The following is a 16501-nucleotide window of genomic DNA, read 5'->3' on the forward strand; positions in this document are numbered from 1 at the left end:
ATATTGACTAGAGGATTTTACATAAAATAGAAAGAGGTGTTACTATCAGAATAAGCAACTGAGATTGATAAGACACTAGAGAAAGGAGTTTCACATGAATAAAATTGCACCCGCAGAAATCGCTAACATGCTCAATGATTGGTATCTTGCCATCAAGAAACATGAAGTTGAAGAGTCCGCCCGTTGTTTTGAAGAAGTGAAGCCTTTATTGGATGACATGGAAGAGGATCAGGAGGTGCTTGCCTACTTCTCCTTATTGGAACTGCGCCATAAGGTTTTGCTTCACGAGGCGAGAGGACAGGGCTTTCAGCATGAGGAGCCTTCTCATATGAATGCTACGTCTGACCTGCTGAAATATTACTTTTTTCTATTTGAAGGCATGTATGAGGCCTATAAAAATAATTATGACATTGCCATTGGGCTGTATAAAGATGCAGAGCAGTATCTCAACAACATCCCCGATCCGATTGAGAAAGCCGAATTTCACCTGAAAGTCGGTAAGCTCTATTATAAGCTTGGGCAAAATATTGTGTCCCTCAACCATACACGGCAAGCGGTCAAAACGTTCAGGGAAGAGACCGATTATAAAAAGAAACTGGCCTCAGCACTGATCACCATGTCAGGCAATTTTACCGAGATGAGCCAATTTGAAGAAGCCGAAACGTATTTGGACGAAGCGATTCGGATCACGACAGAATTAGAGGATCATTTTTTCGAAGCCCAGCTTTTGCATAACTTCGGACTTCTACATGCGCAAAGCGGTAAATCAGAAGAAGCGGTCTCGAAATTAGAAGAGGCCTTACAGAACGAAGAATACGCCCGCTCTGCCTATTACTATCATTCTGTCTACTTGCTGATACGAGAGCTGTTTAAAATCAAAAAATACGAACAGGCTGTATCTTATTACCAAGAAGCGAAGGAAAAATTGACTGTCGAGCCGAATAGAATATGTGAGGCAAAAATAGACATTTTATATGCCATTTATGCAAAAGGAGGTCATGCGGAAACGTTTCACTTATGCAAACAACAGATGGATGATTTGGTGTCCGAGAAAGAGTATGACAGTGTAAGAGAACTTTCCATTTTGGCTGGCGAACGGTATAGGGAGCATGAGCTTTACAAAGAAGCTGCCCACTTTTTTTATGAAGCATTACAAATTGAAGAACTGATCAAACGAACGGAGGTTATATAAATGAAAAAATTTCTGATTGGTGCAGGCGTCGCAGCGGTGATTTTATCAGGATGGTTTATTGCGGACCATCAAACCCATACACAGGAGATGAAAGTCACTGAGAAGATGATTGGATAATAAAGAAAACCCCCGCGGCGCGGGGGTTTTTTGTTACAGCAATTTCTTCCCTAGCAAGGATTCAACGAGCTCTACTGCTGTTTGGCCAGTCTTGTTTTCATGATCAAGAATCGGGTTGACCTCAACGAATTCAGCTGAGGTGATGATGCCTGCGTCATACAGCATTTCCATAGCCAGATGGCTCTCCCGGTAGCTGATGCCGCCGACGACAGGAGTTCCGACACCCGGTGCGTCGTTCGGATCAAGTCCGTCCAGATCAAGGCTGAGATGGACGCCGTCACACGCTGATAAGTAATCAAGGGTTTCTTCGATCACCTTTGTCATGCCGAGACGGTCGATTTCGTGCATCGTGTACACCTTCATGCCGCTTTCCTTAATATACTTGCGCTCTCCTTCATCAAGTGACCGGGCGCCGATGATGACGACGTTTTCCGGTTTGATTTTAGGCCCGTAGCCTTCAAGGTTAACCAATGACTCGTGGCCGATGCCAAGGCTGACGGCAAGCGGCATGCCGTGAATATTTCCGGATGGTGATGTTTCCAGTGTATTCAGGTCGCCGTGCGCGTCATACCAGATGACGCCGAGATTATCGTAATGCTTCGCTGTGCCTGCCAGCGTGCCGATCGCAATACTGTGGTCGCCGCCCAGGACAAGCGGGAATTTTTTCTCTTCGATGACTTGGTTGACCTTCTGAGCCAGTTTTTCATTTCCCGCCAAAACAGAATTCAGGTTTTTCAGTTCCTCGTCATTTTTGATCTTTTCGCGGTTGATCGGAATGTCACCGAGATCTTCAACCGTATACCCCATGTCTGACAGCCTCTCGATCAAATGGGCGTACCGGATGGCACTCGGGCCCATGTCCACTCCGCGTCGTGCTTGTCCTAAATCCATTGGCATTCCAATAACCGAAATCGTTTTATCCATCTGTGATTCCACCTCAACATATAAGATAATGTCCTATGCGGGTTATAACAAAGATGACTTGCGGACAACGTTTTTAAAGCTCTAGCTGACGATTTGCCTGCTGGCGTTTTTTAATGACGACATGATAAATGATGTAGCAAATGACCATAAACGGTACGCCGCAATACAGCGCGATACGCTGCTCCGGATCAAATGCAAGACTGATGAGAACGACCGTATTTAACGTCAGGCCGATCAGCGGAAGCGCCGGATACAGCGGTGTTTTGAATTTCAAATCTTCCGTCTTGCCGCCTTCGCGGATATATTTGCGTCTGAACATGATTTGGGAAAGCGAAATCGTAATCCAGCCTACCTGTGCGCTCATGCCCGCCAATGATAATAGCACCATATATACGGTTTCAGCCTGCGCAAATTTTGTCAGAAGTGACAGGCAGGCCACAGCCATCGTTACGATTAACGAGTACATCGGCACACCGCGCTGATTTGTTTTGCCCAGCGCTTTGAAGGCCTGTCCTTCATTCGCCATCGCGTACAGGATACGTGTCGATGCGTATAAACCTGAGTTCGCAACAGATAACAGCGCAATCAATATAACAAAGTTCATAATATCAGCGGCATATGGAATTCCGATTTGCTCAAATACGGCAACAAATGGACTTTCCACGACTCCCGCCTGTTTCCACGGAATCATGCCGGCAATGACAATGATTGAAAGCACAAAGAAGACAAGCGTTCTCCATACTGTCTGTTTAATGGACCGCGGAATCGTTTTTTCAGGGTCTTCACTTTCTCCGGCTGCAACTCCGATCAGCTCAGTTCCCTGGAACGCGAAGTTCACGGTAATCATCGTAATCAGCATTGCCTTTATGCCGTTCGGGAATAACCCGTCTTCATAAAAATGCGTCAGAAACGGCGCTTGTTCTCCGCCTTTCAGATCAATCAGGCCAAACATGGCGGCTCCGCCAAGAATAATAAATAAAAGGATAATCAAAATTTTAATGCCTGAAAACCAAAATTCAGATTCTGCAAAGGCTTTTGTGGTGATCGCATTTAATACAAACATCAATGCCGCAAATACCAGACACCAGATCCACACGTCTATGTGCGGAAACCAACGTTGCATCAGCTGCCCCGCTGATAAGAATTCAATGGCGCATGTAACCGCCCAGCCGAGCCAGTACAGCCAGCCGAACGAAAACCCGAAGGCCGGACTGATAAATTTTGTCGCATAGGTCTGGAAGGACCCCGACACAGGAAAGGCGACCGCAAGCTCCCCTAAGCAGAGCATGGTCAAAAACATGATAAAGCCGCCCACTAAATAGGACAGAACCGCGCCGAGCGGTCCCGCCTGGTTTATGGTAAACCCGGTTCCAAGGAAGAAACCGGTTCCGATCACTCCACCCAATGAAATCATGAACAAGTGGCGTGATTTCATCGTCCGCTGGAGCTGATTTCCGTTATCTTGGTTAGTATTCACATTCTGCACCCCTTCAGCAACTTGTATTGGATCTAAGCTGGAACATCTACATGGTGCGTATCCCAGTTTGCTGTCCAAAGAGTCTCTATCTATTTAATATAAAATTCACTTCTTCTCATAAAGATACATTATACTAAAATACTGTAGCTGAGCAAATAGGGAGTGCTGATTTTTCTGTTGTAAATTTATACAAACGAAGTGAATATCCCGCCATGGTGCGGATTTATGCGTTTTGCAGCACGTGCTTAATTTTCTCTATCGCCCAATCCAAATCCTCTTTGGAAATGATTAATGGCGGTGCAAAACGAATGACTGTATCATGCGTTTCCTTGCATAAAAGCCCTTCTTCCTTCAAACGCTCACAATACGGACGTGCGGCTTCCGTCAATTCCACACCGATAAACAGCCCTCTGCCGCGGACTTCTTTAATGACAGGGTTATCAATGCTCTCAAGCTCGCTTTTAAAGTATTCGCCAAGCTCAAGAGAACGATCCGCCAGCTTTTCATCCTCCAGCACTTCCAATGAGGCGATAGACACTGCACATGCCAGCGGGTTCCCGCCAAATGTAGAGCCGTGTGAGCCCGGGTTAAACACGCCTAATATCTCGCGGTCCGCCGCAATGCATGAGATCGGGAACACACCGCCGCCAAGCGCTTTGCCCAAGATATACATATCCGGAACAATGTCGTCCCAATCACAGGCAAACGTCTTGCCTGTACGTCCAAGACCGGTCTGAATTTCATCCGCAATAAACAGGACATTCTCTTCCTTACAAATCGCCGCTGCTTCCTGCAAAAACCCTTCAGGCGGAATGACAATTCCCGCTTCGCCTTGAATTGGTTCGAATAAGAACGCAGCTGTATTCGGCGTAATGGCCTGACGAAGCGCTTCCGCATCACCGTACGGGATTAATTTGATTCCCGGAAGCATCGGGCCGAATCCTCTTTTATATTCCTCTTCAGAAGAAAGAGATACCGCCAGCATTGTGCGGCCGTGGAAGTTCCCGACACATGCGATGATTTCCGCTTGGTTGTCTGCTACGCCTTTTACTTCATAAGCCCAGCGTCTCGCCGCTTTCACCGCGGATTCAACCGCTTCAGCTCCTGTATTCATCGGCAGAATCATCTCTTTGCCTGTCAGTTTAGCTGTTTTTTCGTAAAACGGTCCAAGCTGATCGTTGTGAAACGCGCGTGACGTGAGGGTGATTTTATCAGCCTGATCCTTCAATGCCTGAATGATTTTTGGATGTCTGTGACCCTGGTTTACTGCAGAATAAGCACTCAGCATATCCATATATTCATTGCCTTCCGGGTCCTTTACCCAAGCACCCAGCGCTTCAGAAATAACAATCGGGAGCGGATGATAATTGTTAGCTCCGTAATGAGACGTCTGATCAATAATTTCCTTGGATTTAGATAAAGCTGGCATATTTGAATTCCCCCTTGTTTTCTGTTTCCACATGTTATCCTGCTTTCCCTTTTTATAAATGCAAGTTCTGTGCCAAATCAAGATTTCGTGTGTTTTCTACAATTTTCGAGGACAAGGTGCAAAAAGATTCTGATATTTCGAGCAAAAAGACTTCAGTAAGGGCAAAATTATTTTGCAGTTCAAATGAATATATCAACAAAGAAGGTATTCACAAGTCGGATAAAAAGATCCTTTTAATTAAAAAATTAAAATAAGAATGACATTTATAAGAAATATTTCCACTATAAAAAGGCGTAATCTAAATTATGATTACGCCTTTTACCTATAGTTCTTAGTTCAGTTTATCTGCAACATCCTTAACAAACATCTCTGTCGCAAGTTTAGACTCTTTATCATTAGAAGTTATTCCCCAAAATTTAGTTGCATTGTAAACGTACAGATAGTCTACAGCGCCACCTGCTGCTAGTACCAAAACAAAAATAGCAGCACCCAGAGTTTCAACACATTTCCCTGAGACTAAATCCGCATGTTCAGAACTGCCCATGTTAACCTTCTCAGCAGCTTCTTTTAAAAGATCTCCACCCTTGCTGAATTCCTCATCAATTAATTTAAGATCCTTTTCATAAACCGATTTTTTCAAATCGTTAAAATATTGAGAATCGATTTTTTTCATTTCACTTATTAACAATTGAGTAAGTTCTTTAGATTTATCTGAATTTCTAACATTATAATCGTTGGTGTTCCAAATTTCAGGAAATTTTTTCGAGATTTCACCTTGACCAAAAACAATTCCAGCAAAAATTTCTTCACCTGAGTATTTATGTAGATTCTTTGCTTGAGTAATAGGTGTTGCACCAGAAAATATAGATACAACCAACACAATGAGCATTAAATAGACCAATTTAAGTTTTAAATCTTGAGCCGCTAAACGCATATCCATTTCTCCTCCCGATTTTTATTCCTATGGCTACGACTAGTGACAACAAAAACAATATCTATAATGACTTTCCTGCATCACCCCTTTTCATAAATAAATGGCTAATGTAAAACCGTTTTCCTAATGAAAAATGAAATTGTTTTTCTAAGGGCCTTAAATAGAGAATTAAAATACCTAGCATAATCATTGAAAAACTTATAAGACCAAACATTACTGCAAAAATTTCATGCATAAGTATTGCAATAATAAACATATATTTTCGATATAATTTAGGTGAAAATAAAAATGCAAATAATAACAATTGAATAATTAAAGTTCCCCAAGTTGGAATTACAACTAAAGGTGATGACAAAAAGTCATTAAATAAGGTATGTAATAAAGGCGGAAAACCTAACATTGGATCTTGAGCATAATAATAAACAGCCGTTCCATTTAACCAATCTTGATCAGCTAATTTTGCCGTAGCTGAATTAAAATATAAAATTGCAATTTGGATTCTAATAAATACAAAAGTTGTAAGTGCTATGACTCGAAAATATAAATCTTTCTTGTTGATTAGATCTGTACCAGTCTTTATATTTTCCCAATGCCATTTTCTTGAATCGGTCAAAGTTATAGGCAGGAGTAGTAACGTAAAAACTGCACTCACTTGCTCTCCCCCATCAATAGTCATAGCGGATACTTGTAAACTATAAGATATCCACCAATGTATAATTCCAGTCAATCTGGGCCTCCAGCCTGACACAACAACCAGTAATAAGATGACACAAATCCATCGTATTAAATTAAGGTATATATGGTTATTAGGCACTGTACAAAAAATGCTATATGTTCCATTACAATACGGTGTTTCTTGTCCTGCACCCGGTCTAAAGAAAATGCTAGAATCATTTAAAGCAAGTGTTAAAGCTGTAGATAACGCCATAATACTTCTTGCCAAACCATAGACATTGGTCCAAGGTACGTTATCATTTGCCCACTTATAAATTTTAGTGTTTAACGTTTCGAACATTTTACATTCACCCTCATAACCTTAGAAGTTGGAACGACCTTATATTGGCTCCATGCCCATGGAACAAGACTTCCGCTTACGATTCCCAGATCACCACAAAGTGAAGCATTAGGCGTAGGGTTTGCAATGTCCGCTTGTACCTTCATCTCATCAAGACAATTCTTTGCATCCTTATCGCATGTTTTCCACTTTAATGAACTTGGTAGTTTAGAAATAAGTAACCCAAGTTCTATGCCCTGTGCTCTGCCATATCTATTAAGTCCAAATACATTTCTTATTTTGTTATTTGGCCATGAAAGCATATCTGTATCTCCACTCATACTGTATGCATAAAGATGATCAGATCTTGGATCCCTACTGTAAAACCCCCATCCCTGTGGAATAAATTGTTTCACCAAAAACTCTGCTCTAACAGTTGTCGAGAGAGGATTTTTCGGTAATGCAACTATGATACTTGAGAAAAGCAAGATCGTTAGACATGCACAAATTGTTAAAAAAAAGAGGCCTATTCTACTTTTATCACTACTAAAATCGTTCAATTATGAACACTCTCCCGATTACAATTTATCCTATTTATTTCTAAATAAACCCATAAAATACAGAAAAATATTATCATAGGCTATATGAAAAATGAAGAGTTTTTTAATATTTAGTTATTTTTTCCCAGTTAAAAAGAGGTTAGAATAAGACTCTAACCTCTTTAAATAGGAAACATAACCCGGCTATTTATTTAGCTCTTTTTGATATATGAAATAAGATGCGAATACGGATAAGAGTATACTACCTATTGCCGCTATAAAAATAATCGGCTCGGTAAAAGACTCAGGAATAAATGCAGTTAAAACAATAATGATTCCGGCTAGAACAAATATTCTTGAACTCAATCTATGTGTAAGCCTCCATACATTTTCACTGCTTAATGTCCAAGGAGTTCTAATTCCCAAGAAAAAATTCGGTCTAACCTGCTGAATAAAATTACCAAAAACCATAAATATAGCTCCAAGAATAAATGAACCTAAATATGGAATAGGAAGTTTAACACCCAGCCCCGTCAATATTGTAATCAAATTAATGAGAAATAAGACGAGAAACATGGTATTAAAAATAGATAAGTATGCACGAGTAAAGGTCGGATAGTTTCGTCGGGGATCAATTTTAGGAATAAGCACCATAAGAATATATTGTACTATCATTATACCTACCAACGTTGCTATGGCCGTAGGTTTCTTTGAAAAGTCATCTGCTTCACCACTTATACCCCAGTGTGTTGCCAATTCATTAGGTAAGTGTGAATATGTTATAACCCAAGCTAAAATTGTTAAGGCTATCATAATTAGTGCAAAGAAATATTTTTTCATCATTCTCCACCTTCCTTCTTGTCATGGTCTGTATCTGTAAGGGAAAAAAACCAGCCAATAAGATCTTGAAGTACAGTAGTATTTAAAGAATAAATAATAAATTGGCCCTTTTTTTGGTCTCGTACTAAATCAGTGTTCTTTAAAATATTTAAGTGATGAGAAATACTAGGTTTTGACATATCAAATTGGTCAGCAATTTGCCCGGCTGTTAAATCTTGTTGTTTTAACAAATCCAAAATCCTTCTCCTTGTAGGATCGGCCAGAGCTTTAAAAGCCTTATTCAAATAATCCTCCCCCCTTTTGGTAAACATTAGGATTTAGATATTTACCTAAATAATAAAACATTTTATTTTTCCAGTCAATATACAACACCAGTATTTCCTTCCTTTACGATAAAACGATATTAGGATTAACTGTAATACAAATCCTAAGTGCAAAATTCTTTTGCATATCCACTCCATTCTTTTATAAAATAGAAGCAATATTAAGAAAATAATTGAGGGAGGTTTATACAGTGGTCAAAGACAGCGAATTCCTCACATTGGTTTTTCAAAGCATTTTGGATGAAATCGATGTTGGCCTGCACGTAGTAGACGAGCATGGAAACACGATCGTTTATAACAACAAAATGATGCAGATTGAAGATATGGAGAAGCATGACGTCCTGAATAAAAACCTGATGGATGTGTTTATGTTTTCGAAACAGCAGGACAGCACCCTGGTACAGGCTCTTCAGGAAGGCAAAACAATTAAAAATGTGAAGCAGAGCTACTTCAATAATAAAGGTCAGGAAATCACGACGATCAATCATACATATCCCATCGTCCAAGACGGCAAAATCAGGGGCGCAGTCGAAATTGCCAAGGATGTGACAAAGCTTGAACGGCTGATCAGGGAGAATATGAACAAAAAAGGCAGCACAACCTATACATTTGACAGCATTCTCGGCACCAGCCCGGCCATTCAAGACGTCATCGAAAACGCCAAGCGGGCAACGCGCACATCATCATCTGTCCTTCTCGCAGGCGAAACCGGCACGGGAAAAGAGCTGTTCGCGCAAAGTATCCATAATGGCAGCGACCGCTCAGGGGGCCCGTTTATTTCACAAAACTGCGCGGCGCTGCCAGACAGCCTTGTGGAAAGCATTTTGTTTGGAACGAAAAAAGGCGCATTTACCGGCGCTGTAGACCAGCCCGGCCTGTTTGAACAAGCCCATGGCGGCACGCTGCTGTTAGATGAAATCAACTCGCTGAACCTGAGTCTTCAGGCAAAACTGCTCCGCGCTCTTCAAGAACGGAAAATCAGGCGCATCGGTTCGACAAAGGATACACCGATTGACGTGCGTATTATTGCCACGATGAATGAAGACCCGATTGATGCGATTGCGGGTGAACGGATGCGGAAGGACTTGTATTACAGGCTGAGCGTCGTAACACTGATCATCCCGCCGCTTCGGGAACGGAAAGAAGACATTTTGCTTCTCGCGTCAGAGTTTATCCAAAAAAACAACCACCTGTTCCAAATGAATGTCGAACACATCAGCGAAGACGTGAAGCAATTTTTCATGTCTTATGACTGGCCGGGAAATATTCGGGAGCTTGAGCATATGATCGAAGGCGCAATGAATTTCATGACGGATGAGCAAACGATTACGGCTTCCCACCTGCCCTATCAATACCGCATGAAAATCAAACCGGCTGATACCCCAGAGCCTGAAGCACCAAGACACCAGCCGGCCGCGGACTTAAAAGAAAAAATGGAGAGCTTCGAAAAATATGTGATTGAGAACGTGTTAAGAAAACACGGCCATAACATCTCGAAAGCTGCTCAGGAGCTTGGCATCAGCAGACAAAGCCTTCAATACCGGCTGAAGAAATTTTCCCACTCGCCTGCCGAGTAACAGCCCTATTCTGTCGCAGGAAGTCTGATCAGAAAAACAGTGCCTCTGCCGATTTCACTTTTGACGTCAATCGTCCCATTATGGCTGTCGATAATCGACTTTGTAATGGCAAGCCCCAATCCCGAACCTCCATATTTTCGGGAACGGGATGGGTCTGCCCTGTAAAATCGGTTAAATAAATGCGGCAAGTGCTCCGGTGCGATGCCTGTGCCGTTGTCCGCTATCATCAGCATGACGCCGTCATCGTTTTTTTGCAGCGAGATGGTGATGGCACCGGTTTTCTCATCCGTATACTGCATCGCGTTGTAAACCAAATTCAAAATGACTTGTTTCATTTTATCCCCGTCAAACACCGCTTCAGCATGAGCTTCAAGCAGCAGCTGCAGTTTTCTTTCTTTCGCAAGCAGACTGAGCTGCGGCTCCATTTCCCTTATGAGCGAATCGAGATCGCCTCTCTTCATTTCAAAGCTCGGCACCCGATCGATTTTTGCCAAAAACAGCAGGTCCTCTATCAGCCGAGTAGCTCTCTTCGATTCTTCATACATACTATTCAGCGCTCTTTCTCGCTGCTCCGGCTGAAGCGCTGCGCCCCGCAGCAGCACTTCTATAAAGCCGTGTATGGACGTTAAAGGCGTTCTCAGCTCATGCGAAGCGTCTGATACAAATTGCCGGATACGCTCCTTCGCTTCTTTTTCTGCTTTGAATGACGTTTCAATCCGCTCCAGCATGTGATTAAACGAAATGGCAAGCGTATCGATTTCCATTTGTTTTCGATAAACAGGAAGTCTTTTATTCAAATTTCCCGCATTGATATGCCCCATCATATGTACCATTTGTGATAACGGTTTGAGCGTATGTCTGACCACGGGCAGGAATGTAAAAAGCCCGAGCAGGAGCGCGACGAGCGAGAGCGTGGAGTAAATGCTGATTTGCCGGAGCAGCACATCCTTCAGCGGTGCTGTTAAAGCACTCATTTGGATCACGCCTGCTTCTTTTCCATCAATATTAATAGCCTGAAACACAACCAGCGCTTCCTCGCCTGCTTCATTTTTCGTGATTCTGTAATGCAGGGCCATCGTGTCTTTCAATGCCTCATCATATATACTTTTTTTAAATGTTGGCGGTGCTCCCGCATATGGGTCCGTCGACAATACCGTGCTGGCTTTTGTTTTTTTATCGATAAAAACAATTGTCACACCCGGATAAATAAAGGCGGGACGGACAGCACCATCTGACTTGTGCGAGCCGTCGGGATTGCTTTTGTATCTTTCAATGTTTTTCCATATGGTCGGCTCCGTCGAGTTGATATAACTTTGAATGCTGACAGCGCGGTTTTCATATAAAAGGCGTTTTCCAAACACATATTGCATGGCGCCGACAAACACCAATAGAAGAACAAGAATGCACAACGAGCGGAATAAAAGCTGAAAGCGAAGCGTTTTGAATCGTTTTTTCATTCAATATCCACTCGATAGCCCGCGCCCCGTACCGTCCGGATCACTTCATGTGTTTTGTCATTCAATTTTTCCCGCAAGGAACGGATGTACACTTCGACAATATTTTCTTCGCCATAAAAGTCATAGCCCCATACTTTATCCAGAATCCTTGCTTTACTGAGCACAAGGCCATGATTCAGCACCAATAATTTCAGCAGTTCGTATTCTGTTGCCGAAAGCTTCAGCACCTCTTCCTGATAACGGATTTCTCTGCGCCGATCGTCAATCCGGAACGGGCCGAGCGTCACTTCTTCGAACAGGTTAGGGAAGTGATCCCGAATTCTTGCATAGATACGCGCCAGCAGCTCTTCAAAGCTGAAGGGTTTGATCATATAATCATCAGCGCCCTCTGTCAGCGCTTTTACCCGAACCCCCACCTCATCCTTTGCCGTAAGCATAATAACGGCGGTATGGCCGGTTTTTTTCATCATTCTCGATACTTCCAGTCCATCCATTCCGGGCATCATCACATCCAGGATGGCCACATGCGGCTGAAATGTTTTTGCGATGTTCATTGCTGTCATTCCGTCAGCCGCGGTCTTGACTTCAAAGCCTTCATTTTCAAGTCCCATTGTCAAAAAATCTAATATCGCCGGTTCATCGTCCACGAGCAAAATCTTGATGCCTTTCATCCTATTCATGCTGTGCTCTCTCCTTAGTTGGCATAAACCTCTGATTAGTTTTTTCCCTTCCCCTCCTATTATTCGTTTTTATCTGAAAACCAACTGAATCTTCCCTAAAAATCAGCTGAATTCAGCAAGTTTTCAGCCAGCCCTCATTTGATTTTCAGCTTCGGCCTATACAATAGCCTTAGTTGGTTCAGCCAACAGTGAAATCAAAGGAGGAACAACACATGAATATCACTAAAGTTTTATCAGGAGCCGCGCTGGGAACGATTCTTTCAATCAGTTCTTTAACTTCCGCTCATGCCGCTGTCATTCAAAAGGATGATACATCAGCGAAGGTCGAGACGAAGCAGCAGGCTTCCATCACAATAGCAAAAGCAAAACAAGTTGCTTTGAACAAATGCAAAGGTACTGTTCAATCTGCCCAAATGAAGAAAGTGAACGGCACTTACGTATATGTTGTCAAAGTTCTCGGTGAGGACGGCAAACAGCATACGATGAACGTCAACTGCGACAGCGGTAAAGTTGTGAAGCATGACATTCAAAAGAAACAAAGCTACATCAGCAAATCAAAAGCTCATTCTATTGCTTTGAAAAACTGCAAAGGTGCGGTTCAATCTTCTGAACTGAAGAAAGAAAATGGCGTTTACGTTTATGTCGTGAAAGTAATGGGTGAAGACGGCAGCCTTCACACGTTCCATATCAATGGAGAAAACGGCAAAGTCGCAAAACACGAGCAAAAGAAACAAGCACATATTTCAAAAACAAAAGCGCATCAAATCGCACTGAACAAATACAAAGGCGCAGTTCAATCTTCTGATCTGAAGAAAGAAAATGGCGTTTACATCTACGTTGTAAAAGTGCTTGGCGAAGATGGCAGTACTCATACAATCCATGTCAACTGTGACAGCGGTAAAATCGTAAAACAAGAAGTGCAAAAGAAAAACGCAGCCATTACGAAAACAAAAGCACATAACATTGCCCTAAACAAATGCAAAGGAACAGTGAAATCTTCTGCTTTGAAGAAAGAAAACGGTAAATACGTTTACGTGATTAAAATCACTGCCCAAAACCACACTGAGCAAACAGTGAAAGTGAACGCTGAAAACGGAAGCATTTGCAAATAAAAATTGATACTTGCCAGCAGTGAAACAACTGCAATTCAACGTGTAACACCAGTCTTGTTTTAACACGAAGTTCTAAGTTCATGTCTACCTTTTTCTAAATACTTTTTAAACTGAACGTGCGTGACCCGCGTTCAGTTCTTTTTACATCATCATCTAAGGAGGACGTAAAAATGAATGTAAAAATATTATCAGCAGCTGCTTTAGGCGCTGTTATCTCAATCAGTTCTTTATCTTCCGCACACGCGGCTGTTCTGCATAAAGAGGACACTGCTAAAGTCCAAACACAGCAGCAGGCTTCTATTACGCTTTCTAAAGCGAAAACTGTGGCATTACACAACTGCAAAGGCGCGGTTCAATCAGCACAAATGAAGAAAGTAGACGGCGTTTATGTCTATGTCATTAAAGTGCTAGGTGAGGACGGCAAAGTTCACACCTTCAACGTCAACTGCAGCAGCGGAAAAGTCGTCAAACACCACGTTGAAAACAAACAAGCCGCAATCACAAAAGCAAAAGCTCAAAGCATTGCGCTGAACAAATGCAAAGGCACAGTAAAATCTTCTGCATTGAAGAAAGAAAATGGCATCTATGTGTACTTCATTAAAATCTCAGCCAGCAACCACACGGAACAAACCATTAAAGTAAACGCTGAAAACGGAAGCATTTGCAGCTGACAGGCACTGCCTGCTGTTTCACGTGTAACACCCATCTTGTATTTTTCTTCATATTCGATATATCCTTTTTCAACTGAACGGGCTGACCCTCGTTCAGTTTTTTTTGCATGAAAAAGCAGTCTGGCAACGGTGCCAGACTGCTTTTGTTAACTTCCTAATTGGTCTGCGGAGGAGAGCTTAATATCAACGGATTTTTCTTTTCCGCCGCGGTAAAACCTCACCTTCACCCGGTCACCGACTTTTTTCTGATAAAGCCGTTTCCGCAAATCAACAATATCATTTACTTTGTGTCCGTCAAATTCCGTGATGACATCCAGTTCCTTAAGCCCTGCTTTTCCGGCAGGTGAAAAGGCGTCGACACCCATCACAACCGCGCCATTGGTGACATCCTTAGGAAGCTTCAGTGTTTCATCCCAATGATAGCTTGCGATGTCGCTTAGCGATTTCATTTCAATGCCAAGGAACGGTCGTTTGACTTCGCCATATTTCTCCAGATCCTCTATCACCGGAATCACAAGCTTAGACGGAATCGACAGGCCAATCCCTTCAACCGCCGACTCGGCAATTTTCATTGAATTGATGCCAATGACTTTCCCGTCCATATTTAACAAAGCGCCGCCGCTGTTCCCAGGGTTAATGGCCGCATCTGTTTGCAGGACTTCTGCGTTCCAGTCAGGCTGTCCGTCATCGTTTGAATCCACTGGAATTGCCCTCTCCGTACCTGAGATGACCCCCTGTGTGACAGAGCCTGCAAACTCAAGGCCTAACGGGTTGCCAATCGCAATAACCGGCTCCCCTGATTTCACTTTATCTGAATTTCCGAAGTCGGCGACTGCTTTTATTTTATTGCTTTTCACCCGTAAAACAGCCAGGTCCATCAGCTGGTCGCTGCCGACAAGGTCAGCCGATACACGCGAGCCGTCTTTCAGGCTGATTTCAATTTGGGAAGCGCCCTCGATAACATGATGGTTGGTCACGACATAAGCGGAGTTGTCATTTTTCTTATAGATGACGCCTGAGCCGCTCCCAGCCTCGCCGCTCTCTCCCCAAATATCTGATTTTTGGATGTTCACAACACCGACAACGGCGGGCGACACATTGCTGACAATCTTGGTGACGGCGTTGTTGACACTGACATTCACCGTTCGGATTGATTCTTGGCCATTGTTGTTCTGCTGCTGATCTAAGGCGCCCGTATCTAACCCTTCATTTGACAGGTACGGCATGATAAACGCCATTAATACGGCACCGACAATCACGCCAATCAGACTAGAAAGGAAATATCCTTTTTTGCTTCTCTTTGGCTGTTCAGGAGTAGTATGTTCTTCCTCACGATCGTAATCCACCATATTCCATCCTTTCCAAGAACGTTAATATGGTTATATTGTGGGTTAGAAACTCCTATAATAGTCATGATTTACATAGAAAAATTATACAGCGCAAAGCGGCGTGGCCTTCTTCGGATCGGTGTCATACAAATCAAATGTCTCACCCGTCACAAACCCTTTAGAAGCTAATGTCTGCTGCACAGACATTCTCGCCAGCTCCTTCATGTTGTTGTCCTGGCTCAAATGTGCCAAGTAAATTCGTGACGTCTCATCGCCAATGACATCGGTCATCGCCAAGGCAGCATCTTCATTTGAAACGTGCCCCACGTCACTTAAAATCCGCCGCTTAATGCTCCACGGGTATCTTCCCATTTGCAGCATACCGACATCGTGATTGCTTTCAAACACAAACACATTCGCTGACCGGATGATCCCTTTCATCCGGTCGCTGACGTATCCCGTATCTGTCATTAATGCGAGCTTTCGGCCGTTATAATGGAATACATAAAACATGGGTTCCGCCGCGTCGTGAGAGACGCCAAACGATTCCACGTCAAGTCCGCCGAACGACTTCACCGTCTCCATCGGAAACACAAATTTTTGATCGGTGTCTATTTTGCCGATATGGTTCTCCATCGCTTTCCATGTCTTCTCATTCGCATAAATCGGAAGCTTGTACTTTCTGGCGACCACACCGAGTCCCTTAATATGGTCACTATGCTCATGCGTCACAAAAATGCCGTCTACATCATCCAGCTTACGCCCGATCTGCGCCATCAGTCCATCCATGGCTTTCCCGCTCAAACCGGCGTCCACTAAAAATGCGTGATCCTCTGTTTCGAGGTAAAACGCATTTCCCGTACTCCCGCTCGCAAGTACGCTAAATTGCAAGCTCATGTCTGTTCAC

At 43.0% G+C, this 16501-nt stretch carries 17 protein-coding genes and 1 pseudogene; 5 read left to right on the plus strand and 13 right to left on the minus strand.

What is annotated here, in order from left to right; translation table 11 throughout:
• Positions 1-94 precede the first annotated feature (94 nt).
• Positions 95-1192, plus strand: coding sequence for a response regulator aspartate phosphatase RapG (rapG, locus tag BSI_RS17135; protein ID WP_003236494.1), 1098 nt, complete (start codon positions 95-97; stop codon positions 1190-1192).
• Positions 1193-1309 carry a Phr family secreted Rap phosphatase inhibitor gene (locus tag BSI_RS17130; RefSeq protein ID WP_003236496.1) on the plus strand — a complete coding sequence of 39 codons (117 nt, stop codon included), beginning with the start codon at positions 1193-1195 and terminating at the stop codon, positions 1307-1309. It abuts the gene before it with no gap.
• A 33-nt stretch (positions 1310-1342) separates the two neighbouring features.
• Here the strand turns inward: BSI_RS17130 and rocF are convergent, their stop codons facing one another.
• The 8 genes from rocF to BSI_RS17095 form a co-directional block, all read right to left on the minus strand.
• Positions 1343-2233, minus strand: coding sequence for an arginase (rocF, locus tag BSI_RS17125; protein ID WP_003236498.1), 891 nt, complete (start codon positions 2231-2233; stop codon positions 1343-1345).
• A gap of 73 nt (positions 2234-2306) precedes the next feature.
• Positions 2307-3710 (minus strand): amino acid permease, encoded by a 1404-nt coding sequence (locus BSI_RS17120; protein WP_003236500.1) that lies wholly within the window; start codon positions 3708-3710, stop codon positions 2307-2309.
• A 223-nt stretch (positions 3711-3933) separates the two neighbouring features.
• Positions 3934-5139: an ornithine aminotransferase gene (rocD, locus tag BSI_RS17115; RefSeq protein WP_003236501.1), complete on the minus strand. Its 1206-nt coding sequence runs from the start codon at positions 5137-5139 to the stop codon at positions 3934-3936.
• Between the two features lie 331 nt (positions 5140-5470).
• The gene (locus tag BSI_RS17110; RefSeq protein WP_249033915.1) at positions 5471-6079 is read right to left on the minus strand and encodes a sporulation delaying protein family toxin; all 609 of its coding nucleotides are present in this window, start codon (positions 6077-6079) and stop codon (positions 5471-5473) included.
• 55 nt (positions 6080-6134) lie between these two features.
• Positions 6135-7088, minus strand: coding sequence for a sporulation-delaying protein SdpB family protein (locus tag BSI_RS17105; RefSeq protein WP_003236504.1), 954 nt, complete (start codon positions 7086-7088; stop codon positions 6135-6137).
• Positions 7073-7627, minus strand: a complete 555-nt coding sequence (locus BSI_RS0120780; protein ID WP_032731765.1) for an SdpA family antimicrobial peptide system protein — start codon at positions 7625-7627, stop codon at positions 7073-7075. Before BSI_RS0120780 ends, BSI_RS17105 begins: the two co-directional genes overlap by 16 nt.
• Before the next feature lie 183 nt (positions 7628-7810).
• Positions 7811-8446, minus strand: coding sequence for an SdpI family protein (locus BSI_RS17100; RefSeq protein ID WP_003236506.1), 636 nt, complete (start codon positions 8444-8446; stop codon positions 7811-7813).
• Positions 8446-8730, minus strand: a complete 285-nt coding sequence (locus BSI_RS17095) for an autorepressor SdpR family transcription factor (protein ID WP_015715052.1) — start codon at positions 8728-8730, stop codon at positions 8446-8448. The genes BSI_RS17100 and BSI_RS17095 overlap by 1 nt, the downstream gene beginning before the upstream one ends.
• 230 nt (positions 8731-8960) lie before the next feature.
• On the opposite strand from BSI_RS17095, the gene rocR reads away from it, so the two are divergent.
• Positions 8961-10346 carry an arginine utilization regulatory protein RocR gene (gene rocR / locus BSI_RS17090; RefSeq protein ID WP_003236508.1) on the plus strand — a complete coding sequence of 462 codons (1386 nt, stop codon included), beginning with the start codon at positions 8961-8963 and terminating at the stop codon, positions 10344-10346.
• A 5-nt stretch (positions 10347-10351) separates the two neighbouring features.
• Here the strand turns inward: rocR and BSI_RS17085 are convergent, their stop codons facing one another.
• A complete protein-coding gene (locus BSI_RS17085) occupies positions 10352-11803 on the minus strand; it encodes a sensor histidine kinase (protein ID WP_003236509.1) in 1452 nt (483 codons plus the stop codon).
• A complete protein-coding gene (locus tag BSI_RS17080) occupies positions 11800-12483 on the minus strand; it encodes a response regulator transcription factor (protein ID WP_003236510.1) in 684 nt (227 codons plus the stop codon). Before BSI_RS17080 ends, BSI_RS17085 begins: the two co-directional genes overlap by 4 nt.
• 212 nt (positions 12484-12695) lie before the next feature.
• On the opposite strand from BSI_RS17080, the gene BSI_RS17075 reads away from it, so the two are divergent.
• Together BSI_RS17075 and BSI_RS17070 are read left to right on the plus strand one after the other, a co-directional pair.
• A complete protein-coding gene (locus BSI_RS17075) occupies positions 12696-13595 on the plus strand; it encodes a PepSY domain-containing protein (protein ID WP_003236512.1) in 900 nt (299 codons plus the stop codon).
• 170 nt (positions 13596-13765) lie between these two features.
• Positions 13766-14266, plus strand: coding sequence for a PepSY domain-containing protein (locus BSI_RS17070; protein WP_003236515.1), 501 nt, complete (start codon positions 13766-13768; stop codon positions 14264-14266).
• Positions 14267-14268: 2 nt separating this feature from the next.
• Here the strand turns inward: BSI_RS17070 and BSI_RS22630 are convergent.
• The 3 genes and pseudogenes from BSI_RS22630 to yycJ all read right to left on the minus strand — a co-directional run.
• Positions 14269-14393, minus strand: a pseudogene (locus BSI_RS22630) (hypothetical protein); the annotation flags it as partial.
• Positions 14394-14412: 19 nt separating this feature from the next.
• Entirely contained in the window at positions 14413-15615 is a 1203-nt protein-coding gene (gene htrC, locus BSI_RS17065) for a serine protease HtrC (RefSeq protein ID WP_003236516.1), read from the minus strand.
• An 81-nt stretch (positions 15616-15696) separates the two neighbouring features.
• Positions 15697-16491, minus strand: coding sequence for an exodeoxyribonuclease YycJ (yycJ, locus tag BSI_RS17060; protein WP_003236518.1), 795 nt, complete (start codon positions 16489-16491; stop codon positions 15697-15699).
• Positions 16492-16501 lie beyond the last annotated feature (10 nt).

The organism is Bacillus inaquosorum KCTC 13429, assembly GCF_000332645.1.
GTDB classification, from domain to species: Bacteria; Bacillota; Bacilli; order Bacillales; family Bacillaceae; genus Bacillus; species Bacillus inaquosorum.